Consider the following 26,821-nt stretch of genomic DNA (forward strand, 5'->3'; position numbering starts at 1 on the left):
GACATGCACGCAAGTGGTTGAGCGCGCAGCGTTTTACGCGCGCGAAGCACGCCGGACGCGAAATAGGCAGATGCCGCCTTCGAGCGCCCGTCCCGCGACGTGGCGGCATCGCGCGCACCATGCGATCGGCACCGCCGCCATCGCGCTGCTCGCCGGTTGCGCGGCACCGCCCTCGCCCGTCGTCGACACGCCCACGGCCTGCGTGCAGCCGGACGCGCACCGGATGCTGCAGGCCGACCTGCTGTTCGGGCGCGATATCGCCGGACGAGGCCCCGTCACCGATGCGGAACGCGCGGCGTTCCTCGCCGACGTCGTCACGCCGCGCTTCCCGGACGGCTTCACCTACTGGGACACCCGCGGCCAATGGCGCGACCGCGCCACCGGCCGGATCATCCGCGAAGCGAGTTTCGTGGTCCGCATCGTCGCCGACGATACGGCCAACACGCACGCGCGGCTTGCCGAGATCCGGCAAGCGTACCGCGAGCGCTTCCGGCAGGAGTCCGTCGGCATCACGCTCGTGCCGGCCTGCGCGTCGTTCTGATTCGTCTTCATCGCCGGCGCACGGCGACACGCAAAAGAAAACGGGCGCCCGAAGGCGCCCGTCGCATGCGAAACATCCGCGTATCGCTTACTTGTTCTGGAACATGTCCATGATCTGCTGCTTCTCCTGCTGCGTGACGGGCGGCGGCGCGAGCCCTTCCGAGCCGGCCGAGCCGAGCGCGTCGTTCGCGCTGATCGCGTTCGCGGCCGGGTTGATGTCCACGCTCGCGACGAAACCGTTGCCCGGCGTGCGATCAGCGTAGTAAAGCTCGCCGTCGATCGAGGTCAGTCCGTCCGGCATCGGCATCTGCTGCTCGGGCACGCCGTTCAGCGCGGTGCGCATGTAGTTCACCCAGATCGGCAGCGCGAGCTGCGCGCCGAATTCGCGGCTGCCGAGGCTCTTCGGCTGGTCGAAGCCCATCCACGCAACGGCGACGAGCGACTGCTGGTAGCCGGCGAACCAGCCGTCCTTCGCATCGTTCGTCGTACCCGTCTTGCCCTGCAGGTCGCTTCGGCCGAGTGCGTTGGTGCCCGCGCCCGTGCCGGCCGTCGCGACCGTGTGCAGCAGGCTGTTCATCACGTATGCGTTGCGGCCTTCGATCGTGCGCGGCGCGGTGCCGCCGGCGATCACCGGCTGCGACTTCTGCAGCGGCTGGCCGCGCGCGTCGTCTACTTCGGCGATCAGGTACGGATCGACCTTGTAGCCGCCGTTCGCGAACACCGCATAGCCGGTCGCGAGCTGCAGCGGCGTCACGAGGCCGGCACCCAGCGCCATCGGCAGATACGGCGGCGTCTTCGCCGGATCGAAACCGAAGCGCTGCGTCACGTACTCCTGCGCGTACTGCGTGCCGATCGACGCGAGGATCCGGATCGAGACCAGGTTCTTCGAACGCTGCAGGCCCGTGCGCATCGACATCGGGCCGTCGGGCTGATCGTCGTCCTTCGGCTCCCACGCGGTGCCGCCCGGCACGCTCGGCGGGAAGTACAACGGCGCATCGTTGATGATCGTCGCCGGCCCGAGGCCCTTGTCGAGCGACGCCGAGTAGATGAACGGCTTGAACGACGAGCCCGGCTGGCGCCACGCCTGCGTCACGTGGTTGAACTTGCTCTTGTTGAAGTCGAAGCCGCCGACGAGCGAGCGGATCGCACCGTCCTGCGGCGCGATCGCGACGAGCGCGCCTTCGACCTGCGGCAGCTGCACGACCTGCCAGCCCGCCTTGCCGTCCTTCAGCACGCGCACGATCGAGCCCGGCTTGATCCGCAGCGTCGCATTCGCGCGCGGGCTCAGCGCGGCCGACACGAAACGCAGCCCGGCCGGGCCGATCGTCGTCGTCGCGCCGCCGACGAACTGCACCTCGACCGCGTTCGGCGACGCGGCCAGCACCACCGCCGACTGCAGGTCGCCGTTGTCCGGGTGATCGGCGAGCGCATCGTCGATCGCCTCGTCGCGATCGTCGCCGGCCGCCGGCAGGTTGATCGAGCCTTCCGGCCCGCGATAGCCGTGGCGGCGCTCGTAGTCGAGAATGCCGCGACGCACGGCCTGGTAAGCCGCTTCCTGGTCGGCCGAGTTGATCGTCGTCGTGACGGTCAACCCGCGCGTATAGGTTTCGTCCTTGTATTGCTGGTACATCATCTGCCGCACCATCTCTGCGACGTATTCGCCGTGCACCGCGTACTGATTGCCCGGCGTGCGCACGTGGATCTCTTCCTTCACCGCCTGGTCGTACTGCGGCTGCGTGATGTAGCCGATCTCGAGCATGCGCTTCAGGATGTACTCCTGACGTACCTTCGCGCGCTTCGGATTGACGACCGGGTTGTACGCGGACGGCGCCTTCGGCAGCCCCGCGAGCATCGCCGCTTCCGCGAGCGTGATGTCCTTCAGGTCCTTGCCGAAATACACGCGCGCGGCGGCCGCGAAACCGTACGAGCGCTGGCCCAGGTAGATCTGGTTCATGTACAGCTCGAGGATCTGGTCCTTCGTCAGGGCCTTTTCGATCTTGTACGCGAGCAGCATCTCGTAGATCTTGCGCGTATACGTCTTCTCGCTCGACAGGAAGAAGTTGCGCGCGACCTGCATCGTGATCGTGCTCGCGCCCTGGCGCGCGCCGCCGTGCATCAGGTCGGCGACGCCCGCGCGCAGGATGCCGAGGAAGTCCACGCCGCCGTGTTCGTAGAAGCGGTAGTCCTCGATCGCGAGCACCGCCTTCTTCATCACGTCGGGAATGTCCTGGAAGCGCACGAGGCTGCGGCGCTCCTCGCCGAACTCGCCGATCAGCACGTGATCGGCGGTGAACACTCGCAGCGGCACCTTCGGCTGATAGTTGGTCAACGCATCGAGCGACGGCAGTTGCGGCGCCATCACGACGAGTGCGTAGCCGACGATCAGCGCGCCGACGATCGCGAGCGTCGCGAACAGGCCGACGAACCACAGCGCGACGCGCGAGCCGAACGAACGGCGATCGCCGCCTCCGCCTCCGCGACGCTGCGCGTGCCGGTCGTCGTCGCCGCGGTCGTCGTCATCGGGGTGATAGGCTCCCGACGGCGAACGGCGCAACGTGTAGTGAGGTTCGTTCCGGTCGGAAGGAGAAGACGGTCGTTTGATAATTGGCATGTCGGAATGGCGGGCGGCGTGGCGCCCTCGGACGCATGCGGAAAATGCAAGCGGATGAATCAGAGTGGGTGCATCGTGGCAACTGTCACGTCGACAGACCCCGCCGCGCGGCGATCCGTTCCCGCGACGTGACAGCGCATTTTAATGAAATCGACCGACCGGCTTCGCGATTTTTTGTAAAAATTCCCGCACAAGCGTGAATTGCAGAACGTATTGGCGCCATGCTCCGCCTATCATGGACTCGCAACCCGGTGCGTGCCGCGGCATTTCTTTCAGATGCGAAAGGTTGAAATCCGCACACGCATGGCGCTTGAACTCCGGCACTTAAGCCGTATTTAAGGGGCCGGCGGTGTAATATCCGCCAGCTCACGCGGGTCGGAACCGATTCGCGACGGGCATTGCCGCCGACGCGGCACCTTTCAACCACGGAGGATTTCATGTCGCTTTTCGACTCTGTTTCGCGCACGATCAAAGGCCTGCTGAACGATGCGGCCGACTCGGTACAGGATCCTTCGCGCGACGCACGGCAGATCGTGCGGGAGCTCGACGACAGCATCGGCCGTGCCGAGAATTCGCTGATCGAGATCGAGGCACAAGTCGCGACCCAGCGCAGCAAGCGCGATGCGGCCGATGACAAGGTGAAGAAGTACGAGGACGGTGCGAAGCGCGCGCTGCAGGCCGGCGACGAAGCGCTCGCACGCGAGGCGCTCGCCGCGCAGTCGAACGCGGAAGCCGAGCGCGATGCGCTCGCGGCCGAACTGACGACGCTCGAGCCGTCGGTCGACAAGCTGAAGGGGCAGATCGCCGACATGCGTCAGCGCCGCAACGACCTGAACGCACGCTCGAACATCCTGCAGGCCAAGCAGGAGATCGCGCAGGCGAAGGACGTCGCGGCCAGCGCGCTCGGCGGCATCGGCGGCAAGAACCTGTCCGAGGACTTCCAGAAGCTCGAGGACAAGGTCGCGCTGCAGAACGCGCGCTCGGATGCCCGCCTGAACTCGGCCGACACGTCGAGCGGCAAGGCGCTCGACGACAAGCTCGCCGCGCTGAACAAGGGTCCGTCGGTCGAGGACCGCCTCGCCGCGCTGAAGAAGCAGCTCGACACGCCCGCGCAGTAACGGCAACCGCGCCGCGGCCCGCCGGGCCCGCGGCGCGCACCGATCGTCAGGAGACGGGCGCTCGCGCCCGGTTCGACCATGAAGAAATCTCTCGCCGCTCTCGGCCTTTCGCTGATGCTGCTGTCGTCCGCCGCGTTTGCGGTCCCGTCGCTGCAGCAGGTCGAACAATCGATCGCGCAGCGCAACTGGCAGCAAGCCGACACGCAGCTATCGCAAGTCATCGACGCGCATCCGAACAACGCGCATGCGCGCTACCTGTACGCTCAGGTGCTGGACCGCGAAGGCCGCGCGTCCGACGCGCTCGTGCAACTGCAGCGGGCGAAGTCGCTCGATCCGCAACTGCGCTTCACCGACGCGTCGCGTTTCGCGCAGACCGAATCGCGCATTCGCGCCGACGTCGCGCGCACCAGCGGCAACGCACCGTCGGCCACGCAGGCCGGTTCGTTGCAGTCGTCGCTCGCGCCCGCCGCGCCGGTCGCGAAACACGGTCCGTCGACCGGCATGTGGATCGGCCTCGGGCTGATCGTCGCGATCATCGCACTGGTGCTGCGCTGGACGTTGCGGCGCGCGCGCTCCGCCGACAACAGCCGCGCCGACGACGAACGCCGCACGCAATTGAAGCGCGCGACCGACGTGCTGAACGACATCCGTCCGCTGAAACTCGACGCGAAGCTGTCGACGGCGCCGGGCGCCGCCGCGCTCACCGGCGAACTCGAAGGCATCGAGACCGATGCACGCACGCTCGTCGAGACGCTGTCGAACGGCAAGAACCCGGTGCCGCCGTATCGCATCGACGAACTCGAACAGCGCCATGCGAGCGTGAAGGCGCGCGTCGAGGGCCGCCCCGATCCGAGCGCGCAGCCCGCGGCGCCCGCGAACGGCGGCGGCTCCGTGTATGCGCAGGAAGCCGATCGCATGACCGGCACGCAAGGCCAGCCATATCAGCAGCAACCGTACCCGCAGCAGCCGTATCCGCAACAGCAGCCGCCCGTCGTGGTCCAGCAAGGCGGTGGTTTCGGCGGCGGAATGGGCGGGCTGCTGACGGGCGTGCTGCTCGGCGAGGCGATGTCCGGCGGCCGCGAACGCGTGGTCGAACGCGACGTGATCGTCGACGACCAGCGCCGGCGCCAGGAGAACAACGATCCGGGCTTCGACTTCGGCCGCGGCGACAGCTCGAACTGGAGCGACGGCAACGGCGGTGGCGGCGTCGATCTCGGCAGCAACGACGACGGCTGGACCGACGACAACACCTGAGCCGTGCACACGCGGGCGTCGACGCATCGCGCCGCGCCCGCCCCGTCATACCGCGATTCCTTTCATTTCCGCTCGCGGCGGCCCCGTCCGTGATTTGTTAATCATTTCAAGATGGGCTACCGGCAATGGGGCACGTTCGCTATCATGCGGCCATCGGCGTGCCTCCGATCCCCCTCCGACCCGCCAGACGCTTCGCAGCCCTGCGCGTCGCGGCACGCCTCCCCTCGCCCAACCAGGAGAAAGCCGCTCATGAGCATAATCAAGGAATTCAAGGAGTTCGCCGTCAAAGGCAATGTGATGGATCTCGCCGTCGGCGTGATCATCGGTGGCGCATTCTCGAAGATCGTCGACTCGGTCGTGAAAGACCTCATCATGCCGGTCATCGGCGTGCTGACGGGCGGTCTGGATTTCTCGAACAAGTTCGTTCTGCTCGGCACCATCCCTCCGTCGTTCAAGGGTAATCCCGATTCGTTCAAGGACCTGCAGGCCGCGGGCGTCGCCGCATTCGGCTACGGCTCGTTCATCACCGTGGCGATCAATTTCGTGATCCTCGCGTTCATCATCTTCCTGATGGTGAAATTCATCAACAAGCTGCGCAAGCCGGAAGAAGCCGCGCCGGCCGCGACGCCGGAAGACACCGTGCTGCTGCGCGAGATCCGCGATTCGCTCAAGCAACGCTGAGCACCGCGCGACGCAGCATCCGCCGGGCCCGCCAAGTGCGGGCCTTTTTCATGGGCACGCGCCGTGCGCGGCCTGTCTCACTTTTTTGTGACGCGCGAATGCACGCGCGGGAAAAGCAGGTCTATGATGGAGACTAAACGACAGTACGGGCGCCAAGACGCTGGCTGTGTCGATCATCGTGGCAAGCGGGTCGACGGGAGACATTGATCGTCGTACCGCACGAGTGCAGCATTTTCGTGTGCTATAAAGGATCGACATGCGGCGTACATAGCCGGGAGTGGGTCGCATGAAAGTGCCGCATTTCTTGCAATTGTTTTTGAGGCGAGTGTTTATGTCCTTCCCGAAAAAACGTCGACGTGCGCAACAGGACGGCCAGGAGTCGTTCCTCGCGGTATTGCGCCACTCGAAACCGTTCGCGCAGCTCGACACCAAGATTGCCCGCGCCCGTGCACAGGACGAGCCCGTCCTCTATGCGCATGTGCTGCCCGGCCTCGACGTGCTCCTGTGCAGCGTGCGCGGCGCTCAGCCGCCCTATCCGGCCATCGCCGAACTGCGCAAGCGCTGCATCGAATCGATCGCCAACGCACTCGAACAACCGCTCGACGGCCTCGAGAACGGCGGGTACTGGTACGAGGCGAACGGCTTCGGCTTCCTCGTGTTCGCGAGCCGCGCCCGCGCGCGCATCCTGCCCGAATTTGGTGCAGGCACGAAGGCGAGCCTGCGCGGCGGCCTCGGACGCCAGAACGCCGGCGATACGACACCGCGCTCCCTCGGCTGAACCGACACCGACACGATGGGCCGCCTCCGGGCGGCCCATCGGCCATTCAGGCTTCCCGCTTCACCGTCGCCGCGCGATCACTGCGCGGTCGCGCGCCCGTTGCCGGGCCGGACGATGTCGATGAACGCAGCGAAATCGGCACCGGCGAGCCCCTGCGCGGCGCCCAGCCGCAGCACCTGCTGCACCGTGGCCGATACGGGCATCACCGCGCCGGTGTCGCGCGCGGCGTCGGCGATCGCGTCGACGTCCTTCTGGAACGTGCTCAGCGCGCCGATCGGCGGATGACCGCCTGACGTCATGCGCGGCACGAAGGTCTGCAGCAGCACCGAATCGGCCCACCCGCCCGCCAGCGCGTCGGCCAGACGCGCGGCGTCGATGCCGCTCGCCTGGGCGAGGCCGACCGCTTCCGCGATCGCGGTCACCGTCGCGGTGACGATCGCCTGGTTGCAGAGTTTCGCGGTCTGGCCCGCGCCCGCGTCGCCCATGTGCGTGATGCGCGACGCATAGGTGTCGATCAGCGGCCGCACCGCGTCGAGGTCGGCCGCGCCGCCGCCCGCCATCACCGCGAGCGTGCCGGCCTGCGCGCCGGGCACGCCGCCCGACACCGGCGCGTCGATCCAGCCGACGCCGAGCGCGGCCGCGCGCGACGCGTAGTCGCGCGTCGCCGCAGGCGGAATGCTCGAATGATCGACGATGCGCTTCAGGCGGCGCGCATTCGCATCGCCGGCAAGGAGCCCGTGCTCGCCGAACGCGACGTCGCCGACCGCGCGGCCGTCGAGCACGCACACGAACACCGTGTCGACGCGCTCGGCCAGTTCGCGCGGCGTGTCGACCACTTGCGCACCATCCTTTTCGAGCGCCTCGGCCCTGGCGCGCGTCCGGTTCCATACGCTGACCCGATGGCCCGCCGCCAGCAAATGCCGAATCATCGGCGCGCCCATCAATCCCGGTCCGCAAAATCCGACTTCCACGATGTTCCTCGTCTCCAATTGGGGTTGCACTTGCCGCCCATCATACCTATCACTCAAGAAGCCGGACACGCGTGGTGCCGCCTCGGGCCCGCCGCTTGCGCCGGCCGCACACACCGACATCCCAGGGAGCGCATCATGAGCGACCACGTCTACAAGCTGATCGAACTGACCGGTTCGTCGCGGCAATCGTGCGACGACGCCATCCGCAACGCGATCTCGAAAGCCGGCAAGACGCTGCACAACCTGCACTGGTTCCAGGTCACCGAAACGCGCGGGCACATCGAAGGTGACCAGGTCATCCACTGGCAGGTCACGCTGAAAGTCGGCATGCGCATCGACGACTGACGCACGCGCGTCACGCGCGGTGCCCTGGCCACCGGATCCGTGCAATGCGCATCCGCGCGGCGCCGCGCCCCCCCGCATCACGCCCCGTCCGCCCCGCCTTCGCGAGGCCCGGCCGGCGCGCGTCTGCGGGTATCCATCTCTTGACGCTGACTTTCGTTCATATTAAAAACCATATACCCACATCACCCCTCGATCAGCCCAGCCATATAAACCGGAGAAATCATGAGTCAGCAACGCGAGGCGATCGACACGTACCTCTTGCGCGTCTTGCACACCTTGTTGATGGAGCGCAGCGTCACGCGCGCGGCCGTCAAACTGAACCAGTCGCAACCGGCGATCAGCGCCGCACTGCGGCGCCTGCGCGACATCACCGGCGACCCGCTGCTCGTGCGCGGCAAGTCCGGCATGGTCCCGACCGAATACGGATTGCGCCTGCTCGAGCCGGTGCAGAACGCACTGCGCGAAATCGAGCGCATCAAATTCCAGCAGCACAATTTCGACCCGGCCACGTCGATCCGCTGCTACCGGATCGGCTGCCCCGACTACCTGAACGTGCTGTTCGTGCCGACCGTCGTCGAACGCTTCCGCCAGGCGGCACCGAACGCGACGCTCGAGTTCCACTCGCTCGGCCCCGCATTCGACTACGAGCTCGCGCTGGAAGACGGCAAGCTCGACATCGTCGTCGGCAACTGGCCCGAGCCGCCCGAGCAACTGCACCTGTCGAACCTGTTCGTCGACGAAATCGTCTGCCTGATGAGCAACACGCATCCGTTCGCGAAGCGCGGCGGGCTCACGCTCGACCAGTACCTGAACGCGCCGCATCTCGCGCCGACGCCGTACTCGGTCGGCCAGCGCGGCGCGATCGACGTGCATCTCGCGCGCGAACGGCTCAAGCGTCACGTGGTCGTCACGCTGCCGTACTTCAACCTCGCACCGTACGTGCTGGTGAAGTCCGACCTGATCTTCACGACGACGCGCCTGTTCGCCGATCACTACGCGAAGTTCCTGCCGCTGTCGGTCGTGCCGGCACCGCTCGACTTTCCGCCGATGCAGTATTACCAGCTGTGGCACGAACGCTGCCACTACTCCGACGAGGTGCGCTGGCTGCGCAGCCTCGTCGCCGAAGCGACCCGCACGCTGATCGAGGCGTAATCGCGCACGACGCACGCGCCGGCCGTGCCGTCGCGGTGCGGCCCGGTGCGATGCGCGGCGTGTGGCGGCCGCCACCGCCACCGCGCGCCCGATCAGCGGCGCGCGGCGCGGCCTTCACATCGATGCGTCAGCGCGACGCCTCCACGAGTGCCTGCGCCAGCGCGTTGTGACGCTCGATGACCGGCGGCAGGTCGAGCGTCGCGAGCCGCCCTTCCCGCACCACCACCTTCCCGTTCACCACCGTGTACGCCGTCTGCGACGGCGCGCAGAACACGAGCGCCGCGACCGGATCGTGCAGCGCGCCCGCGAACAGCGGCTGGCGCAGGTCGAATGCGGCGAAGTCCGCGGCCATGCCGGGCTTCAGCGCGCCGATGTCGTCGCGGTTCAGCACCTTCGCGCCGCCCAGCGTCGCGATCTCGAGCGCCTCGCGCGCGGTCATCGCGTCGGGCCCGAACCCGACCCGCTGCAGCAGCAGCGCCTGCCGCACTTCCGCGACCATCTGCGCACCGTCGTTCGACGCGGAACCGTCGACGCCGAGCCCGACCGGCACGCCCGCGAGACGCATCTTTTTCACCGGCGCGATGCCCGACGCGAGCCGCATGTTCGAACATGGACAGTGCGCGACGCCGGTGCCGGTGCGCGCGAACAGGCCGATACCCGCATCGTCGAGCTGCACGCAGTGCGCGTGCCATACGTCGCGGCCGACCCAGCCGAGATCTTCCGCGTATTCGGCAGGCGTCATCCCGAACTTCTCGCGGCTGTACGCGATGTCGTTGACGTTCTCGGCCAGGTGCGTGTGCAGCGACACGCCGTAGTCGCGCGCCAGCACGGCCGCGTCGCGCATCAGGCCGCGGCTCACCGAGAACGGCGAGCACGGCGCGACCACCACCCGCAGCATCGCGTAGCGGCCTTCTTCGTGATAGGTCTCGATCAGGCGCTGGGCATCGCGCAGGATGTCGGGCTCGCGCTCGACGACCGAATCGGGCGGCAGCCCGCCGTCGCGCTGGCCGACGCTCATCGCGCCGCGGCTTGCGTGAAAGCGCATGCCGATTCGCTGCGCGGCGCCGATGCTGTCGTCGAGCCGACTGCCGTTCGGATAGATGTACAGATGATCGCTCGACGTCGTGCAGCCCGACTGCAGCAGTTCGGCCATCGCGGTCAGCGTCGACACCTCGATCATCTCGGGCGTCAGGTGCGCCCAGATCCGATACAGGTTCGTGAGCCAGCCGAACAGCTCGGCGTTCTGCGCAGCCGGCACCGCGCGCGTGAGGCTCTGGTACATGTGGTGATGCGTATTCACGAGCCCCGGGATCACGAGGTGGCCGCGCAGGTCGAGCACTTCGTCGGCGGTATCGGGCAACTCGGCGCTCGGGCCGACCGCGACGATCCGGTTGTCTTCGATATAGAGGCCCGCGTCGCGCAATTCGCGGCGCGTGTCGTCCATGGTCACGAGCACGTCGGCGTGCTTGACCAGCAGGGTCGTCGGGCGGGATGAGGATGGGTGCGGCGCGCGTGCGCCGGCGTGCTGCTCGAGGTTCATGCGTTCTCCGCGTCGTTCTGCCCCCGGGAGCCGCTCCCGGAGACCATCACAAGGCCGTTCGAACGCTGATTCGCGGCACGCCCCGGTGCCTGCGTCCGTTCGAACGCGCTGGCCCGGTTACCCGGCGTGAATGCCGTCTTCGGGGTACGCGCGGGCCCACGGCCCGATGCGCACGGCCGGAGCATCGCCCAACCGCGCGCAACGCACAATGCGCGATCCGGAATACCGCGCTTCACGGTTTCGATATGGTACGCCGCACGCGGCCCCGGCAGACGCCGGAATCCCGGGCCGCCGGCGGCTTCCGGCGGGGCGTCGACAGCGGTTCATGCGCGGCGCATTATCTTTGATATCGCGCCCGTATTTGCACGGGGAACCTTTTTACAATGCCTGCACGGCGCTCGCTTCACTCTCGCCGACGGGTATGTAGCCACGTGACGTGGAGCCTCGATCCGCCGCACAGTCAATGGATCGAGTCGCCGCCGAACCTCGCATTCACACAAGGACAATTGCGAATGGGAAAGCTCACTACCCACGTACTCGATACGGCACACGGCCGCCCCGGCGCTGCCATCAAGGTTGACCTCTACGCGCTGGACGGCGAATCGCGCCGCGCGATCAAGACCGTGCTGACCAACGGCGACGGTCGCTGCGACGAACCCCTGCTCGAAGGCGCGGCGCTCGCCGCCGGCGAATACGAACTCGTGTTCCATGCCGGCGACTACTTTGCATCGCTCGGCGTGAAGGTGCCCGAACCCCGCTTCGTCGACCGCGTCGTGCTGCGCTTCGGCATTGCCGACACCGCATCGCACTACCACGTGCCGCTGCTCGTGTCGCCGTGGTCGTACAGCACCTATCGCGGCAGCTGACACCCGCATCGGCGCCCGCATCAAAGACAACGATCTGAGTCTGGAGGAGTTTCATGGAAGGCTTCATCACCGACTGGCTGAACCTCGCGCTGCGATGGCTGCACGTCATCGTCGCCATTGCGTGGATCGGCGAGTCCTTCTATTTCGTCGCGCTCGACAACAGCCTGAAACCGCCGACCGACGCGAACCAGCGCAAGCGCGGCGTGTTCGGCGAGCTGTGGCACGTCCACGGCGGCGGTTTCTACAACATGCAGAAGTACACGGTCGCCCCGCCCGAAATGCCGGATGACCTGCATTGGTCGAAGTGGCCGTCGTACACGACCTGGCTGTCGGGCTTCTCGCTGTTCTTCGTGTTGTACCTGCTCGCGCCGAACACGTATCTGATCGACAAGAGCGTGCTCGACATGGGCCCGGTGGTCGCCGTCGCGTCCGCCCTCGGCTTCCTCGCGGCCGGCTGGATCGTCTACGACTCGCTGTGCCGCATCCTCGGCACCAACGATCGCGTGCTGGGCATCTGCGTCGGCGTCTACGTCGTCGTCGCCGCGTACCTCGCGTGCCACATCTTCTCGGGCCGTGCGGCGTACCTGATCGTCGGCGCGATGCTCGCGACGATCATGTCGGCGAACGTGTTCTTCGTGATCATCCCGGGCCAGCGCAAGATGGTCGACAAGATGCTCAAGGGCGAAGAACCGAACCCGATCTACGGCAAGCGCGGCAAGCAGCGTTCGGTGCACAACACGTATTTCACGCTGCCGGTCGTGTTCGCGATGCTGTCGAACCACTATGCGATGACGTACACGAACAAGTTCAACTGGGTCGTGCTCGTGCTGATCATGCTGGCCGGCGCGCTGATCCGTCAGTTCTTCGTGATGCGTCACCGCGGCCAGCAGCTGTGGTACCTGCCGATCGGCGGCGTCGCGCTGCTGTCGGGCGCACTGGTGTGGACGATGCCGAAGCCGGTCGCACCGGAAGCGCAGGCGGCGAACGCACCGAAGATCGTGATCAACGACATCATGCCGATCCTGCAGCAGCGCTGCGTCGAGTGCCACTCGGCGAAGCCGACGCTGATGGGCAGCGCGCCCGCCGGCGTGATGTTCGACACGCCGGACGAAGTGTCGAAGAACGCGCAACGCATTTACGAACAGGCCGTGCGCCTGAAGGCGATGCCGATCGGCAACGTCACGCACATGACCGACGACGAGCGCGTGAAGCTCGCCGCCTGGTTCGAGGGCGGCGCGGTCAAGTAAGCCGCCGTGCGGCGCCGGTTGCCGGCGCAATCCTCTCCGTTCGCGGGCCCGGAAACGGGCCCGTTTTTTTGCCCGCGCGGAACGTGTCTCCGCTAGCTCCGCATCGCGTCGCGCTGCAGCGCGACGAGCGCATCGAGCGCGCGCGGGCCGTCGTCGAACGGCACGAAGATGTGATCGTGATACGCGGCGGCCATCACGTTGCAGCTGATGCCCGCCGCGCCGAGGGCGCTCGCGAACGCGGCCGTCAAGCCGACCGCCGCGAGGTCCGAATGCACCGTCAGCGTGATCCATGCGGCGCGCAACAGCACGGGCCAGCCGCGGCGCGCGGCCATTGCCTCGTCGACGACGACGGTCATGCCCTCCGTTTCGCGGAACGTCGCAATCGCTTCGGATAACGATATGTCTGCATCGGCCGGCAGTGCGACGAAGGCGAACGCGCCGCGATGCAGTTCGGGCTGCATCGTGCGCAACAGGATCGCGAGGTCGTTTTCAGGTTGGCTCATCGTGGGGACGGCCCGGGAACCGGGCGTCGTGCGGTGGCGATGCGGGCACGATAGCACGCGATCGACGCCTTCGACGCAGCGGCGACGTCGTGGGCCTGTGCGAACCCGACGAGCATAAAAAAACCCGCGCAGGTCGCGCGGGTCTCTTCGGTGAAACGGTACTGCGAAACGCTGCTCAGGCCGTCAGTGCATCCAGCGCGTCTTCGGTGAGCCACAGCGATTCCTGCAGGTCCTGCTCGTTCAGGTTCAAACCATCACCGCCGCGATCGACGACGATGAAGTCGCTGACGCCGCCGAGCGCGATCAGCGGGTGATGCCACACGCCCTTCGCATAGTTCACGCCCTGCCACCCGCTCGTCACGAACGCGCGGATCTTCGATGGATCGAGATCGCCCGCCGGCGCGACGACGACGAGATACGGCTGGTCGTTCAGCGGCACGAATGCCTGGCTGCCGAGCGGATGGCGCTCGAGCATCTTCACCTCGAACGGCAGCGTGCGCGGCTGGCCGCGAAACAGATTGACGAGCGTGCGGCCGTCTTCGTCGGTCACGTCGACCTTCGCGAGATCGTGAAAGCGAATCGTCGTGCCGAGATTGATCGGAATCTGCTTCGCGCCGTCCGTTTCGATCACATCGCCGAACGGTGCGAACGCGTCCTTGGTCAGCGGTTCGATTGCGAGCGTCTTCATTTGTCGAGCGTCCCCCACAGACGCAGGCGCGACACGCCGCCGTCCGGAATGATGTTCAGGCGCACGTGAGTCACCGGGCCCAGCGATGCGATCTCGTGTTCGAAGTAATGCTGCTTGTCCATCTGCAGCTTCTGTTCGCCGAGCAGCACCGGCCAGAACATCGACTGCGTGATCAGCGAGCTGTCGGTGCCGCCCGACACGTACGCGGCCTGGATCGAGCAGCGGTCCGGGTAGTTGCCCTTGAAGAACGCGGTATCGACTTCGATCTTGCGGATCACGCCGGGCTGCGCGAGCGCGATGATCGCCCAGTCGTTGCCCGGTTCGCGGCGGCGGCGGGTTTCCCAGCCATCGCCCATGTTCACGCCGCGGCCCGGCAGCAGCAGGTTCGACGCGACGCCGAAATGCTGGTTGTTCGCGGCCACCACGTAGCCACCGTTTTCCATTGCCGCGAGGTCGAACTGCTCGGTCGCGCTCGCGCCGGCCCAGTCGAGCTGCGGCTGGCCATACACGCGCAGGCGTGCGATGCCGCCGTCCGGATAGATGTTCACGCGCAAGTGCGTGAACGCACGCGCGTCGCGCGCTTCGACGTAGTGATGGCTGTTGCCCTGCAGCGTCGTCGACGGCACGATCTCGATCCATTCCGTCGCATGCGTCGGGGCACCGTCGGCCACGTATGCCGCCTCGATCGACGCGGCCGGCGGGAAGTTGCCGGTGAAGTGGCTCGTATCGATGTCGAAGCCCTTGATCACGCCCGGCCGCGCGAGCTTGACGATGCACCAGTCATAGCCCGTGGTGCGCTTGCGGCGCGTCTCCCAGCCATCCATCCACTTGCCGTGGTCGTCGTACTTGCCGGGGATGAACACCGCCGGCTCGGGGTTCAGCATCCGGTCCTTCGGCGCGAAGAAATCGTCGCTGGCCTCGAGCGCCTGCGCACCGAGGCGCGGGTCGGCGAGATTCACGTAGCGCCGCGTGAAGTCGGGGGCGTCGGGATCGAGAAGCGGAACAGCCATGATGTTTCCTTGTTTCAGTGATGCGATCGGGCCGCCGCGACGCAGCAGGCCGTCGTGAGGTGTCAGGCGTCGATCAGGTCGTCGAGGCGAAAGCGCGCGATCCGGTAGATCTGATCGAGGCTCGCGCGCAGCTCCTCGGTGCGCGAATGATTCACGCGCGACTCGAAGTTCGCGATGATGCCGTGCCGGTCGTAGCCGCGCACCGCGAGGATGAACGGGAAGCCGAACTTCTCGCGATAAGTGCGGTTCAGCGTCAGCAGCTTGTCGAACTCTTCCTGCGTGCACTGGTCGAGACCCGCTCCGCTCTGCTCGCGCGTCGACTCGGCCGTCAGCTCGCCGCGCACGGCGGCCTTGCCGGCCAGCTCCGGGTGAGCGTTGATCAACGCGAGCTGGCGCACTTCACCGCCCGTCTCCACCGCGTTCGACATCGTCCCGTGCAGCGCGTCGATGCTCGCGAACGGCCGCTCGCCCGCGGCGACCTCGGCCACCCACGGCGAATGTTCGAAGATGCCCGACAGCGCCGCGACGAATGCGCTCGGCGCCATCGTGTTCAGTTGCTCCAACGTGTAACGCATCGCCTTCATGCTTTCCCTTCGTTTCGATGATTGGGCTGATACGGATGATGTTCACGCCAATGACGCGCGATATCGACACGGCGCGTCACCCATACGCGATCGTGCTTCTCGATGTGGTCGAGGAAACGCTGCAGACCGCGGAAACGTCCCGGCCGGCCGAGCAGACGGCAGTGCATGCCGATCGACAGCATCTTCGGCGCGTCGTCGCCCTCCGCGTACAGCACGTCGAACGCGTCGCGCAGGTAATCGAAGAAATGGTCGCCGGTGTTGAAGCCCTGCGGCGTCGCGAAGCGCATGTCGTTCGTATCGAGCGTGTACGGGACGATCAGCTGCGGCGACGTCCCGCCGCCCGACACCTCGACGTCCATCCAGAACGGCAGGTCGTCGCCGTAGTTGTCGGAGTCGTACAGGAAGCCGCCGTATTCCGCGACGAGACGGTGCGTGTTCGGGCTGTCGCGGCCGGTGTACCAGCCGAGCGGGCGCTCGCCCGTCACACGTTCGATCGCTGCCATCCCGAGGCGCATGTGCTCGGCCTCGAGCTCGGGCGTCATGCTCTGATAGTGGATCCAGCGCCAGCCGTGGCACGCGATTTCGTGGCCGAGCTCGACGAATGCGCGCGCGAGTTCCGGATGACGCTCGATCGCCATGCCCACGCCGAACACCGTCAGCGGCAGCCCGCGCTTCTCGAATTCGCGCAGGATGCGCCACACGCCGGCACGCGAACCGTATTCGTAGATCGATTCCATGCTCATGTGGCGGTCCGGATACGCGGCCGCGCCGACGATCTCGGACAGGAACTGCTCGGAGCCCGGGTCGCCGTGCAACACGCAGTTCTCGCCGCCCTCCTCGTAGTTCAGGACGAATTGCACGGCGACGCGGGCACGCCCGGGCCAGTTCGCCTGCACGGGATGGCGGCCGTAGCCGATCAGGTCGCGAGGATAGTTGGGATCGAGTGACATGGGTTCGAAGTGCGGCGAAAGCTTGCTGAAGTAATGGGTTCGCATCGACCCGCGCGGGTGCCGAAGGCCGGCCGCAGGGGCCGATGCGATGACGGCCCAGTGTAGCGAAAACGTTCATACGCGCCCATACAGCGGCGCAGATAGTGCATGTCAGACGGCGTGTATGTGCGATTGCGGCAAATTCGGGACCGGTTCCGACGCGGCGCTTCCGCTTCGCGCCGTGGCGGCGGCCGGCGCGGGCGCGCCCTCCGGCGGGCTGAAACGCGCGAATTCGCCGTTGTAGCGCTTCGGCAGCGGCCGCGCATAGTCGCCACGCTTCGCGGTCGCGAGGCGCAGCGCGACGAGCGCCTCGGCCCACTTGACGGCCGCCGTGACGCCTTCGACCACCGGCGCGCCGATCTGCTGCTCGATCTCGTGCGCGAATTCGGCCATCCCGGCGCAGCCGAGGACGATCGCGTCGGCGCCGTCCTCGTCGAGCGCGCGCCGGCATTCGTCGACGATGATTCGCCGCGCCGCCGAACCGGGGCGGTCGAGTTCGAGCACCGCGACGTCGGTCGCCCGCACGTTGCGGCAGAACCGCTTCATCCCGTAGCGCTCCGCGAGATGCCACGCCATCCCGCAGGTGCGCGCGAGGGTCGTGACGACCGAGAAGCCGGGCGCGAGCACGCTTGCCGCATGCATCGCCGCCTCGGCGATCCCGATCACGGGCCCGCGCGCGAGTTCGCGCGCCGCATAAAGGCCCGGGTCGCCGAAACATGCGATCACGTACGCGTCGCAGCCGTCGCGCTCGCCCTGCGCGATCTCGGCCAGAAGCCCGGGCGTCGCGAGCGCCTCGTCGTAATAGCCTTCGATCGACGGTGGCCCCATCGGCGGGCTCACCGCGACGATCTCGGTGCCTGCCGCCGCGATTTCACGCGCGCAGCGGCCCATCGCATCGGTCATCCGCTGCGTCGTGTTGGGATTGATCAGCTTGATCTTCATCGCGCGCTCCTCAGGCCTTCGTGCTCACGAGCAGCCGGTAGAACACGAAGCCGAGCCCCGCGCCGATGAACCACGAGAAGTTCGCGGCGGCCTGCCAGCCCGGCACCATCACGCAGATGACGGCGATCACCGCGGCCGGCAGCAGCGCGGCGAGCGCGCGGCGGTTCACGCCTCCCGTGTACCAGTAGGTGCCGTGTTCCGACATCGTGTACAGGTCGTCGCGCACCAGCCGGCCGCGTTTGACGAGGTAGAAGTCGGCGATCAGCACGCCGTACAGCGGGCCGATGAATGCGCCGAGCACGTCGAGCGTGTAATGGATCACGGCCGGGTTGTTGAACAGGTTCCACGGCGTGATGAAGATCGACGCGACGGCGGCGAGCATCCCGCCCGCGCGCCAGCTGATCAGCCGCGGCGCGACATTCGAGAAGTCGAACGCGGGCGACACGAAGTTCGCGACGATGTTGATGCCGATCGTCGCGATCGTGAACGTCAGCGCGCCGAGGATCACGGCGGTCGGATGGTCGATGCGGCCGACCGTCTCGACGGGATCGGTGATGAGTTCACCGAACACCGGAAGCGTCGCGGCAGTGGTGATCACCGTGACGAGCGAGAACGCGAGGAAGTTGACCGGCAGTCCCCAGAAGTTGCCGCGCTTCACGTCGCCGAACGAGCGGCAGTAGCGCGAGAAGTCGCCGAAATTGAGCATCGGCCCGGAGAAGTAAGACACCACGAGCGACACGGCCGTGATCATCACCGGAATCACTTCCGCGCCGTGATACTTCACGCCACCGAGGTTGATGCCGATGTTGCGCCAGCCCGCGCGCCACACCATGTAGCCGGCCAGGATGAACATCACGACGTAGACGGCCGGGCCCGCGAAGTCGATGAACTTCTTGATCGTCTCCATCCCGTTCCAGAACACGAGCGCCTGCAGCACCCACAGCAACATGAAGCCGGCCCAGCCGACCGCCGACAAACCGAGGAAGCCGTAGCGATGGACGTCCGCGTACGGCAGCCATTGCGGAAAGAACTTCAGCACGACGATCACGAGCGCACTGGATGCGAGATAGGTCTGGATGCCGTACCACGCGATCGCGATCAGCCCGCGGATCACGGCCGGCACGTTCGCGCCGAGCACGCCGAACGTCGCGCGGCACGCGACCGGATACGGCACGCCGATCTGCTGGCTCGGCCGCGCGATCAGGTTGCACAGCCGGTTCACGATCGTGATGCCGACGATCAGCGCGATCAGCACCTGCCAGCTCGTCAGCCCGAGCGCGAACAGGCTGCCCGCGAACACGTAGCCGCCGACGCTGTGCACGTCCGACATCCAGAATGCGAAGATGTTGTAAGCGCCCCACGTCTGATTCTTAAGGGGTGCCAAATCTTCGTTGTACAAACGTTGACTGTAACCGTCCGGCAACACGGGCCCGCCGCCCTCGCCGCCTTCTTCCGCCGGATACGCGCTGTCGTGCGCCACACTGAACTGAGCCATGACTTCTCCTTGACGCGGCCGAACAGCCGCTCCACCGTCATCGATATCGCTCCGGATCATCGCCCGGAGTCGGACTGGCGGCCGGCGGTGCAAACCGCCGGCCTGCATTGCTCTCGTCGTGTGGCGCGCGGCCGGATTCGCGTCGCCGCTCAGGCGCCGCCGAACACTTCGCGCAAATCGACCTGCCCTTGCGCGGGCCGGTCCAGCATCTTCAATTCGACATGCTGCAGGTGGTGCGCCATCAGCGTCACTGCCCGCTTCGAATCGCCCGCTTCCAGCGCGGTCAGGATCTCGTCATGGTCGTCGCACGAGCACGGGCTGCGCCCATGCGATTCATACAGCGCCGACATCAGCGTCGAGCGTGCGACGAGCCCGTCGAGGCACTCGCAGAGCGTCGCATTGCCCGTCAGCGCCGCGAGCGCCGTGTGGAATTCGCCCGACAGGCGGATCCACGCCGCGAAATCGTGCCGCTCGAACGCCTTGCGTTCCTTGTCGATCAGCGCCGCGACGCCCTTCAGCCGCTTCGCGCCCGGCCCCGTCGCGAGCCGCTCGACGACGGCCAGCTCGATGATCCGGCGCATCTCGAACACCTCGTGCACGTCCTGCAGTGTCGGACTCGCGACGAACGCACCGCGATTCGGCTCGAGATCGACCAGCTTGTCGGCCGCGAGCTGCGACAGCGCCTGCCGGATCGTTCCGCGCTTCACGCCGAATACGTCGCAGAGCTGCGCCTCCGTCAGCTTCGCGCCTGGCGCGAGCCGATGCTCGAGGATCGCCGTGCGGATCCGCTCGGCGATCGCTTCGGGACCGGCAGCGCCGGACGGATGGATATCGGAGTCGTTCATGTTTTGCATCGCGTGATGGTCCTCATCCTAGGACGGACATAAAGATTGTCAACAATTCTTTTCTCAGAATGCGCACAATCTGCGTGCATCTCCCTGTTCCAGAGCGGTGCACTGTACGCCAAATTCAGGCACGGCAAGCGTCTCCGGCTTTCCCATGGCCGCTCACGGTGTATACCCTTCCGGTCATTTTGTTGACAAACCTGGTGCACGCGCCGCCGCCAACCTCATCGGCGGCAACGAAAAACTACGACCGTTAGTTGCGCGCTTACTTAAAGAAGAAGGCGGGAGACCCCCGCCTTTCGATCGTACCTGTCCGACTCAACCGAGATGCGGGTAGTCCGACAACGTGAGCCGGAAACCGTGCGCATTCGCGACGAGCTGCGCCTGCGCACCGAACGGCAACGTCAGCAGGTCGGGCACGTGACCGAACTGCAGCCCCGTGACGACCGGAATCCCGACCACGGAACGAACCTGGTCGATCATCGCCTGCATGTCGTAGCCGTTGTCGTACTCGAACGGCCGCGCGCCCGTGAACTGGCCGAGCACGAGCGCCTGCTGGCGCGCGAGCACTCCCGACAGATGCAACTGGTAGATCATCCGTTCGATCCGGAACGGCTGCTCGTTGACGTCCTCGACGAACAGGATGCCGCCCTCGATGTCGGGCATGTAAGGCGTGCCGACGAGGGACGTGAGGATCGCCAGGTTGCCGCCCCACAGCGTGCCGGCCACGTCCACGGTCTGCACCTGCGGCGCCTCGGCGATGATCGTCGTGGTCGGCTGTGACAGCGTCCGCCAGAAGTGCTGCATCGTGAAGTCGCTCGGCGTCTCCGCGCCGAAGTCGGCCGACAGCATCGGGCCGCCGAACGTCTTGATGCGCGCCTTCGCGTACAGCGCGAGCTGGATCGCGGTGAAGTCGCTGTGGCCAACGAGCGCGATCGGCTGGTCGCGCAGGCGGCGCTCGAGCCCGCGATAATCGAGCCCGTGCAGGATGCGTGCGGCGCCATAGCCGCCGCGCACCGCGAGTGCGATGTCCGGCAGCGCGCGCTCCGGATCCGCGAGGCGGTTCAGGTCGCCGGCCCGCTCGCCGTCGGTGCCGCCGAATCGCTGGAAGCGGCGTTGCGTCGCCTCGATGTTCTCGATGCGATGTTGCGAGCCGCTCAGGCGCTCGAGCGCGCGGTTGATCGCATCGGGGTCGTGCGGATAGCCGGACGGCGCCAGCAGGCGGATGGTGTAGGACGCAGCGGGCTGGAGGGACATGGCGAAAGGTATCGGGATCGTCAAACCTGCTTAGAGGGTCCGAACCGTCTCCGGTTCACGGAACCGTGCTGCCCGCCCCGCTCCGGGCGACGGGCGCGGCAGGCGTTACGGCGCGCCGGATTCGGCGTCGCGTGCGAGCCGCGCCTCACGCAGCGCGCGACGGCGCTCCGCGAAGAACGACTTCAGCGCGGCGCCGCACTCGTCGGCGAGCACGCCGCCGGTCACGTCGGTATGGTGGTTGAGCTGAGGATTCGCGAACGCGTCGATCACGCTGCCGCACGCGCCCGTCTTCGGATCGGCGGCGCCGTAGACGACTCGCGCGATGCGTGCGTGCATGATCGCGCCCGCGCACATCAGGCACGGCTCCAGCGTCACGTACAGCTCGCAGCCGGGCATCCGGTAATTCTGCAGATGCTGAGCGGCCATGCGCAACGCGGCCATTTCCGCATGGGCCGATGGGTCGTGCCCGCCGATCGGATGGTTGAAGCCGCGTGCAATCACCTCGTCGCCGCGCACGAGCACCGCGCCGACCGGCACTTCGCCGGCCGCGCGCGCCTCTTCGGCCGCGGCCTGCGCGAGCCGCATGAAATGCAGGTCGCGCGCCGACACGGGTATGGCTTCGGAAACGGGAGAATCGGGAGCGGCAACCGATCCGGCTGCCGCGTCATGGAGCGCGTCGGCGCTCACATCGGCCCCGCTTCGGCGGACGCGTCGTCGAGCCCGCGCTCGCACAGACGTTCCGCGATGCGCCGGCAATAGTCGCGCGGCATCACCATCGGGCCGCCGCGCAGCGATTCGAGCGCCATGTCGAGGGCGAGGATCTTCGCCTGCAGCCTGCAGCGCGCGGCACGGTCGCTGACCGCCTGCAGTTCGTCCTGCAGGTTGCGCAGCGCGCGCAGTTGCTCGACGGCCGGCGGCACGAAGCCCGCGTTCTTCAGGATGCGGTTGGCCACCCGCACCTCCTCGGGTACGAGGAGGTCGTCATCCAGCGCCTGCGGCGCGCCAGTACCCGGCAAATCGTCGAACTCGCCCCGCGCAGCAGCGGCGGCAATGCGTTGTTCGACCAGTGCGTCAAGCAATCTCATCAGTCAATCGGAACAAATGCGGCAGCCGAATTCTAGCAGGGTGACGTGCGTATGACAGGCCCTTCGAAGGCATGCTCGATATTGTGTTTTTAGGGGCCGAATCGGCGCGCATGCGCGCCGATCGCCGCGACTTGCCGCTGTGCTGCGCCGCAGCAGGCTCCGCGCGATTTTGACGTCGTTTCCGCGGGTGACGTCCGGCCCTGTTTTTTTATTTTCGCCAGCGGCGACCGGCGTTCGACGCCCCGCCGAAATCGCCGTTTTGAGACCGCCCCGTCATGCGGCGACCACGTGCGATCGCGCCTTCGTAAACGGCCGGAACATCATCGCGACGAGGAACGCGCCGACGCCGATCGCGAACGATCCGAGGTACATCCAGCCATAGTTGCCCAGCGCATCGACGATCAAACCGCCCGCCACCGGCCCGGCCGCCATCCCGAGGCTGCCGGCCATCGCGCAGCCGCCGATCACGGTGCCCATCATCCGCAGCGGGAAGTTCTCGCGCGCGAGCACCGCATAGAGCGGCATCACGCCCGCATAGATGAAACCGAACAGCATCGCGACCACGTAGAACCCGTCGAGCGTGCGCACGAAGTAGTAGCCGAGCGCGCCGAGCGCCTGCGCGAGCAGCCCCGCCACCAGCATGCGTTTCGCGCCGAGGCGGTCGCCCAGCAGCCCGAACGCGATGCGCCCGCCCATGCCGGCGAGCCCTTCGACGCTGTAGATCGACACCGCGACGATCAACGGAATCCCGCACGTCACCGCGTAGCTGACCGTATGGAAGATGGGGCCGGAATGCGTCGCGCAGCAGAAAAAATTGGTCAGCAGCAGCACGATGAACTGCGGCGAACGCAGCGCGCCGCCGACCGACAGTGGCGCGGCCCCGGGCCCGCCGGCCGGCGCCGGCTCGGCTTGCGGCCCGTCGAGCGCGGGGGCGCGGCGCACGAGCAGCGACGCCGGAATCATCACGGCGGCCGCGAACGCGGCGATCAGCAGCATCGACGTGCGCCAGCCGTGGCCCGACACGAGCCACGCCGCCAGCGGCGCCATCGTCATCGGCGCCATGCCCATGCCGGCCGACACCAGCGACACCGCGAGACTGCGGTGCGTGTCGAACCAGCCCGTCACGCAGGCCATCATCGGCGCGAACACCGCGGCCGTCGCGCTGCCGACGGCCAGCCCGAAAATCAGCTGGAACGCGAGCAGCGACGGCGCTCGGCTCGCAAGCGCCAGGCTCGCCGACAGCAGAACGGCGCCCGTCACGACCACCGCACGCGTGCCGATCCGGTCCGACAGGCTGCCCCAGCCGATGCTCGCGAAGGCCATCGCGATGAAGCCGAGCGTCATCGCGGCGGAAATGCCGGTCATCGACCAGCCGGTGTCGCGTGCGATGGCCCGCAGGAACACGGGCAGCGAAAACATCGCGCCGATCGCGATGCAGCCCATCAGGCCGCCCGCGGCGACGATCACCCAGCGATAGCGGGAATCAGGCATCTGGCACCTCCTTTCGCTCTGTCGGTCAGGCATCGATGCGGAACCGGACTGCGGACGCCGTCGCGAATCCGGTCGATATCGATACGACGAACGACGTAGCGAGAAATCGACATGCGCGGCACATGCGAGCACGAATCTCCGATTGTCTGCTGCTTCGCGCAACCGACAAAACGCCGATGCGGACGAACCTCGGCCGCGCAACCGCCCCGCTTTCCGGGAATCGGAAAGTCGAAATCAGAAATCGTTGGTTTGGGCGCGCGAGCGCGCTCACTACACTCGAGTCCTCTTGTCATGACAAGTTGACCGATGACCTCATCCAACGTCGTGCCGCTATCGGCGGCCCCACTCTACGTGCAGATCAAGGACACGCTGCGCACGCGTATCCTCGACGGCACTTATGCGCCGCACAGCAGGATGCCGTCGGAGCACGAACTCTGCACGATGTTCGACGTGAGCCGCATCACGGTGCGCCAGGCACTCGGCGACCTGCAGAAGGAAGGCTTGCTGTTCAGGCTGCACGGCAAGGGCACGTTCGTGTCGAAGCCGAAGGCATTCCAGAACGTGACGTCGCTGCAGGGCTTCGCCGAGGCGATGTCGTCGATGGGCTACGAGATCGTCAACCAGTTGCGCGCCTTTCGCACCGTGAAGGCCGACCGCCATCTCGCGACGAAGCTGAACGTGCCGGAAGGCGCACCGCTCGCCGAGATCCACCGCGTGCGGTTGCTGAACCGCGAGCCCGTGTCGCTCGAGCAGACGTGGGTGCCCGCGGCGCTCGGCAAGCGGCTCGCGGGTGCCGATCTGGCAACCCGCGACATCTTCGAGGTTCTCGAGAACGACTGCGGCGTGCCGCTCGGTCACGCCGACGTGTCGATCGACGCGATCCTCGCCGACGATGAAATCGTCGATGCGCTGCGCGTCGAGGAAAGCAGCCCCGTCTTGCGGATCGAGCGCCTGACGCACGACGCGTCCGGTGCGCCAATCGACTACGAACACCTGTACTTCCGCGGCGACGCGTTCCAGTACCGGCTGCGCATCGACCGGCAGAAGACGCACCAACCCTTAAGGAATCCGCAATGAACACCCATGTACTCGAATACGACATCGTCGTGGTCGGCGGCGGCACGGCCGGCCCGATGGCGGCGGTCAAGGCGAAGGAGCGCGATCCGTCGCTGCGCGTGCTGCTGCTGGAGAAGGCAAACGTGAAGCGCAGCGGCGCGATCTCGATGGGGATGGACGGCCTGAACAACGCGGTGATTCCCGGCCACGCGACACCCGAGCAGTACACGCGCGAGATCACGATCGCCAACGACGGGATCGTCGACCAGCAAGCCGTATACGCATATGCAACGCACAGCTTCGCGACGATCGAGCAGCTCGACCGCTGGGGCGTGAAGTTCGAAAAGGACGGCACCGGCGACTACGCGGTAAAGAAAGTCCACCACATGGGTTCGTACGTGCTGCCGATGCCGGAAGGTCACGACATCAAGAAGGTGCTGTACCGGCAGCTGAAGCGCGCGCGCATCGCGATCACGAACCGGATCGTCGCGACGCGCGTGCTGACCGACGCGCAGGGCCGCGCGAGCGGCGTGCTCGGCTTCGACTGCCGCACGGCCGATTTTCACGTGATCCGCGCAAAGGCCGTGATTCTGTGCTGCGGCGCGGCCGGCCGTCTCGGGCTGCCCGCGTCCGGATATCTGATGGGCACGTACGAAAACCCGACCAACGCGGGCGACGGCTACGCGATGGCGTACCACGCCGGCGCGGCGCTCGCGAACCTCGAATGCTTCCAGATCAATCCGCTGATCAAGGACTACAACGGCCCGGCCTGCGCGTACGTGACGGGCCCGCTCGGCGGCTTCACCGCGAACGGCAAGGGCGAACGCTTCATCGAATGCGACTACTGGAGCGGCCAGATGATGTGGGAGTTCTACCAGGAGCTGCAAAGCGGCAACGGCCCGGTGTTCCTGAAGCTCGACCACCTCGCCGAAGAAACGATCCAGACCATCGAGCAGATCCTGCACACGAACGAGCGGCCGAGCCGCGGTCGCTTCCACGCAGGCCGCGGCACCGACTACCGGCACCAGATGGTCGAGATGCACGTCTCCGAGATCGGCTTCTGCAGCGGCCACAGCGCGTCCGGCGTGTACGTGAACGCCCGCGCCGAAACGACCGTGCCGGGGCTCTACGCGGCCGGCGACATGGCAGCCGTCCCGCACAACTACATGCTCGGCGCGTTCACTTACGGCTGGTTCGCCGGGCAGAACGCGGCCGACTACGTGGCCGGCCGCGTTCACGCGCCGGTGGACGACGAACAGGTCGCGGCCGAACGCACCCGCGTGCTCGCACCGCTCACGCGCGAGCATGGCCTCGCGCCGGCGCAGGTCGAATACAAGCTGCGCCGCATGGTGAACGATTATCTGCAACCGCCGAAGGTGACGCGCAAGATGGAAATCGGGCTGCAACGTTTTGACGCCATTATTGAGGATATCGAAGAACTCAAGGCGAACCACCCTCATGAACTGATGCGCGCGGCCGAAGTGCGCGCGATCCGCGACTGCGCCGAAATGGCCGCGCGTGCCTCGCTGTTCCGCACCGAGAGCCGCTGGGGGCTATATCACCATCGCGTCGATTTTCCGCATCGCGACGACGCCGAATGGTTCTGCCACACATGGTTGCGCAAGGATGCCGACGGCACGATGCGCAGCGAGAAGCGGCCGGTCGAGCCCTATGTCGTGCCGCTCGCCGACGACGAACGCAGCGCCTACGCGCACCTGCGCATCCGCGAACCGGCCGCCCTCGCGGCCGCTCTCCGACTCCGAGGAGCCTGAC

The 26,821-nt window shown here is 66.8% G+C and carries 26 protein-coding genes; 11 read left to right on the plus strand and 15 right to left on the minus strand.

Translation table 11 applies throughout. The features are described 5' to 3' along the window. Positions 1-70 precede the first annotated feature (70 nt). Positions 71-541, plus strand: coding sequence for a DUF3574 domain-containing protein (locus ACV22W_RS21900; protein ID WP_448021687.1), 471 nt, complete (start codon positions 71-73; stop codon positions 539-541). 87 nt (positions 542-628) lie between these two features. Here ACV22W_RS21900 and ACV22W_RS21905 read toward each other — a convergent pair whose 3' ends face one another. Beyond that, on the minus strand, positions 629-3,151 hold the full coding sequence (locus ACV22W_RS21905; protein ID WP_448021688.1) for a penicillin-binding protein 1A: 2,523 nt from the start codon (positions 3,149-3,151) through the stop codon (positions 629-631). Positions 3,152-3,588: 437 nt separating this feature from the next. On the opposite strand from ACV22W_RS21905, the gene ACV22W_RS21910 reads away from it, so the two are divergent. From ACV22W_RS21910 to ACV22W_RS21925, 4 genes are all read left to right on the plus strand, one after another. Next, positions 3,589-4,269, plus strand: a complete 681-nt coding sequence (locus tag ACV22W_RS21910) for a PspA/IM30 family protein (protein ID WP_044843730.1) — start codon at positions 3,589-3,591, stop codon at positions 4,267-4,269. 78 nt (positions 4,270-4,347) lie between these two features. Beyond that, entirely contained in the window at positions 4,348-5,523 is a 1,176-nt protein-coding gene (locus ACV22W_RS21915; protein ID WP_448021689.1) for a tetratricopeptide repeat protein, read from the plus strand. Positions 5,524-5,772: 249 nt separating this feature from the next. Then, positions 5,773-6,204: a large conductance mechanosensitive channel protein MscL gene (gene mscL, locus ACV22W_RS21920; protein ID WP_034207569.1), complete on the plus strand. Its 432-nt coding sequence runs from the start codon at positions 5,773-5,775 to the stop codon at positions 6,202-6,204. 331 nt (positions 6,205-6,535) lie between these two features. Beyond that, on the plus strand, positions 6,536-6,982 hold the full coding sequence (locus tag ACV22W_RS21925) for a hypothetical protein (RefSeq protein ID WP_027784713.1): 447 nt from the start codon (positions 6,536-6,538) through the stop codon (positions 6,980-6,982). Positions 6,983-7,059: 77 nt separating this feature from the next. On the opposite strand, the gene ACV22W_RS21930 is transcribed toward ACV22W_RS21925, so the two are convergent. Further along, positions 7,060-7,953, minus strand: coding sequence for an NAD(P)-dependent oxidoreductase (locus tag ACV22W_RS21930; RefSeq protein ID WP_448021691.1), 894 nt, complete (start codon positions 7,951-7,953; stop codon positions 7,060-7,062). A gap of 135 nt (positions 7,954-8,088) precedes the next feature. On the opposite strand from ACV22W_RS21930, the gene ACV22W_RS21935 reads away from it, so the two are divergent. Together ACV22W_RS21935 and ACV22W_RS21940 are read left to right on the plus strand one after the other, a co-directional pair. Continuing rightward, positions 8,089-8,298, plus strand: a complete 210-nt coding sequence (locus ACV22W_RS21935; protein ID WP_006755984.1) for a dodecin — start codon at positions 8,089-8,091, stop codon at positions 8,296-8,298. Between the two features lie 222 nt (positions 8,299-8,520). Next, positions 8,521-9,450 carry a LysR substrate-binding domain-containing protein gene (locus ACV22W_RS21940; RefSeq protein WP_006762467.1) on the plus strand — a complete coding sequence of 310 codons (930 nt, stop codon included), beginning with the start codon at positions 8,521-8,523 and terminating at the stop codon, positions 9,448-9,450. A 127-nt stretch (positions 9,451-9,577) separates the two neighbouring features. Here the strand turns inward: ACV22W_RS21940 and ACV22W_RS21945 are convergent, their stop codons facing one another. After that, a complete protein-coding gene (locus ACV22W_RS21945; protein ID WP_448021693.1) occupies positions 9,578-10,990 on the minus strand; it encodes an 8-oxoguanine deaminase in 1,413 nt (470 codons plus the stop codon). Positions 10,991-11,502: 512 nt separating this feature from the next. Here ACV22W_RS21945 and uraH point away from each other — a divergent pair. Together uraH and ACV22W_RS21955 are read left to right on the plus strand one after the other, a co-directional pair. Then, positions 11,503-11,856, plus strand: coding sequence for a hydroxyisourate hydrolase (gene uraH, locus ACV22W_RS21950; protein ID WP_448021695.1), 354 nt, complete (start codon positions 11,503-11,505; stop codon positions 11,854-11,856). Between the two features lie 53 nt (positions 11,857-11,909). After that, positions 11,910-13,103, plus strand: a complete 1,194-nt coding sequence (locus ACV22W_RS21955; protein ID WP_448021696.1) for a urate hydroxylase PuuD — start codon at positions 11,910-11,912, stop codon at positions 13,101-13,103. A gap of 92 nt (positions 13,104-13,195) precedes the next feature. On the opposite strand, the gene ACV22W_RS21960 is transcribed toward ACV22W_RS21955, so the two are convergent. The 12 genes from ACV22W_RS21960 to ACV22W_RS22015 all read right to left on the minus strand — a co-directional run bounded on the left by ACV22W_RS21960 (position 13,196) and on the right by ACV22W_RS22015 (position 23,992). Continuing rightward, the gene (locus ACV22W_RS21960) at positions 13,196-13,606 is read right to left on the minus strand and encodes an ACT domain-containing protein (protein WP_448021698.1); all 411 of its coding nucleotides are present in this window, start codon (positions 13,604-13,606) and stop codon (positions 13,196-13,198) included. A gap of 175 nt (positions 13,607-13,781) precedes the next feature. Then, the gene (locus ACV22W_RS21965) at positions 13,782-14,294 is read right to left on the minus strand and encodes an ureidoglycolate lyase (RefSeq protein ID WP_059529590.1); all 513 of its coding nucleotides are present in this window, start codon (positions 14,292-14,294) and stop codon (positions 13,782-13,784) included. Further along, a complete protein-coding gene (gene alc, locus ACV22W_RS21970; RefSeq protein WP_448021699.1) occupies positions 14,291-15,304 on the minus strand; it encodes an allantoicase in 1,014 nt (337 codons plus the stop codon). Before alc ends, ACV22W_RS21965 begins: the two co-directional genes overlap by 4 nt. A gap of 62 nt (positions 15,305-15,366) precedes the next feature. After that, positions 15,367-15,888 (minus strand): 2-oxo-4-hydroxy-4-carboxy-5-ureidoimidazoline decarboxylase, encoded by a 522-nt coding sequence (gene uraD, locus ACV22W_RS21975; protein ID WP_448021700.1) that lies wholly within the window; start codon positions 15,886-15,888, stop codon positions 15,367-15,369. Further along, a complete protein-coding gene (gene puuE, locus ACV22W_RS21980) occupies positions 15,885-16,838 on the minus strand; it encodes an allantoinase PuuE (protein WP_448021702.1) in 954 nt (317 codons plus the stop codon). The genes uraD and puuE overlap by 4 nt, the downstream gene beginning before the upstream one ends. Before the next feature lie 150 nt (positions 16,839-16,988). After that, positions 16,989-17,819: an aspartate/glutamate racemase family protein gene (locus tag ACV22W_RS21985; protein ID WP_448021704.1), complete on the minus strand. Its 831-nt coding sequence runs from the start codon at positions 17,817-17,819 to the stop codon at positions 16,989-16,991. Between the two features lie 10 nt (positions 17,820-17,829). Continuing rightward, on the minus strand, positions 17,830-19,314 hold the full coding sequence (locus ACV22W_RS21990) for an NCS1 family nucleobase:cation symporter-1 (protein WP_448021706.1): 1,485 nt from the start codon (positions 19,312-19,314) through the stop codon (positions 17,830-17,832). A gap of 149 nt (positions 19,315-19,463) precedes the next feature. Further along, complete coding sequence (locus ACV22W_RS21995; RefSeq protein ID WP_448021708.1) at positions 19,464-20,168, minus strand: GntR family transcriptional regulator; 705 nt, start codon at positions 20,166-20,168, stop codon at positions 19,464-19,466. 309 nt (positions 20,169-20,477) lie between these two features. Next, positions 20,478-21,416 (minus strand): muramoyltetrapeptide carboxypeptidase, encoded by a 939-nt coding sequence (gene ldcA / locus ACV22W_RS22000; protein ID WP_448021709.1) that lies wholly within the window; start codon positions 21,414-21,416, stop codon positions 20,478-20,480. Positions 21,417-21,521: 105 nt separating this feature from the next. Further along, entirely contained in the window at positions 21,522-22,103 is a 582-nt protein-coding gene (tadA, locus tag ACV22W_RS22005; RefSeq protein ID WP_448021711.1) for a tRNA adenosine(34) deaminase TadA, read from the minus strand. Further along, positions 22,100-22,501, minus strand: coding sequence for a DnaJ family domain-containing protein (locus tag ACV22W_RS22010; RefSeq protein ID WP_009694817.1), 402 nt, complete (start codon positions 22,499-22,501; stop codon positions 22,100-22,102). Before ACV22W_RS22010 ends, tadA begins: the two co-directional genes overlap by 4 nt. 273 nt (positions 22,502-22,774) lie before the next feature. Further along, a complete protein-coding gene (locus tag ACV22W_RS22015; RefSeq protein ID WP_448021713.1) occupies positions 22,775-23,992 on the minus strand; it encodes an MFS transporter in 1,218 nt (405 codons plus the stop codon). A gap of 306 nt (positions 23,993-24,298) precedes the next feature. Between ACV22W_RS22015 and ACV22W_RS22020 the strand changes: the two genes are divergently transcribed. Both ACV22W_RS22020 and ACV22W_RS22025 read left to right on the plus strand, forming a co-directional pair. Next, a complete protein-coding gene (locus ACV22W_RS22020; RefSeq protein WP_448021715.1) occupies positions 24,299-25,069 on the plus strand; it encodes a GntR family transcriptional regulator in 771 nt (256 codons plus the stop codon). After that, positions 25,066-26,820, plus strand: coding sequence for a fumarate reductase/succinate dehydrogenase flavoprotein subunit (locus ACV22W_RS22025; protein ID WP_448021717.1), 1,755 nt, complete (start codon positions 25,066-25,068; stop codon positions 26,818-26,820). The genes ACV22W_RS22020 and ACV22W_RS22025 overlap by 4 nt, the downstream gene beginning before the upstream one ends. The last annotated feature ends 1 nt before the right edge of the window (position 26,821 follow it).

Source organism: Burkholderia sp. AW49-1, from assembly GCF_053427845.1.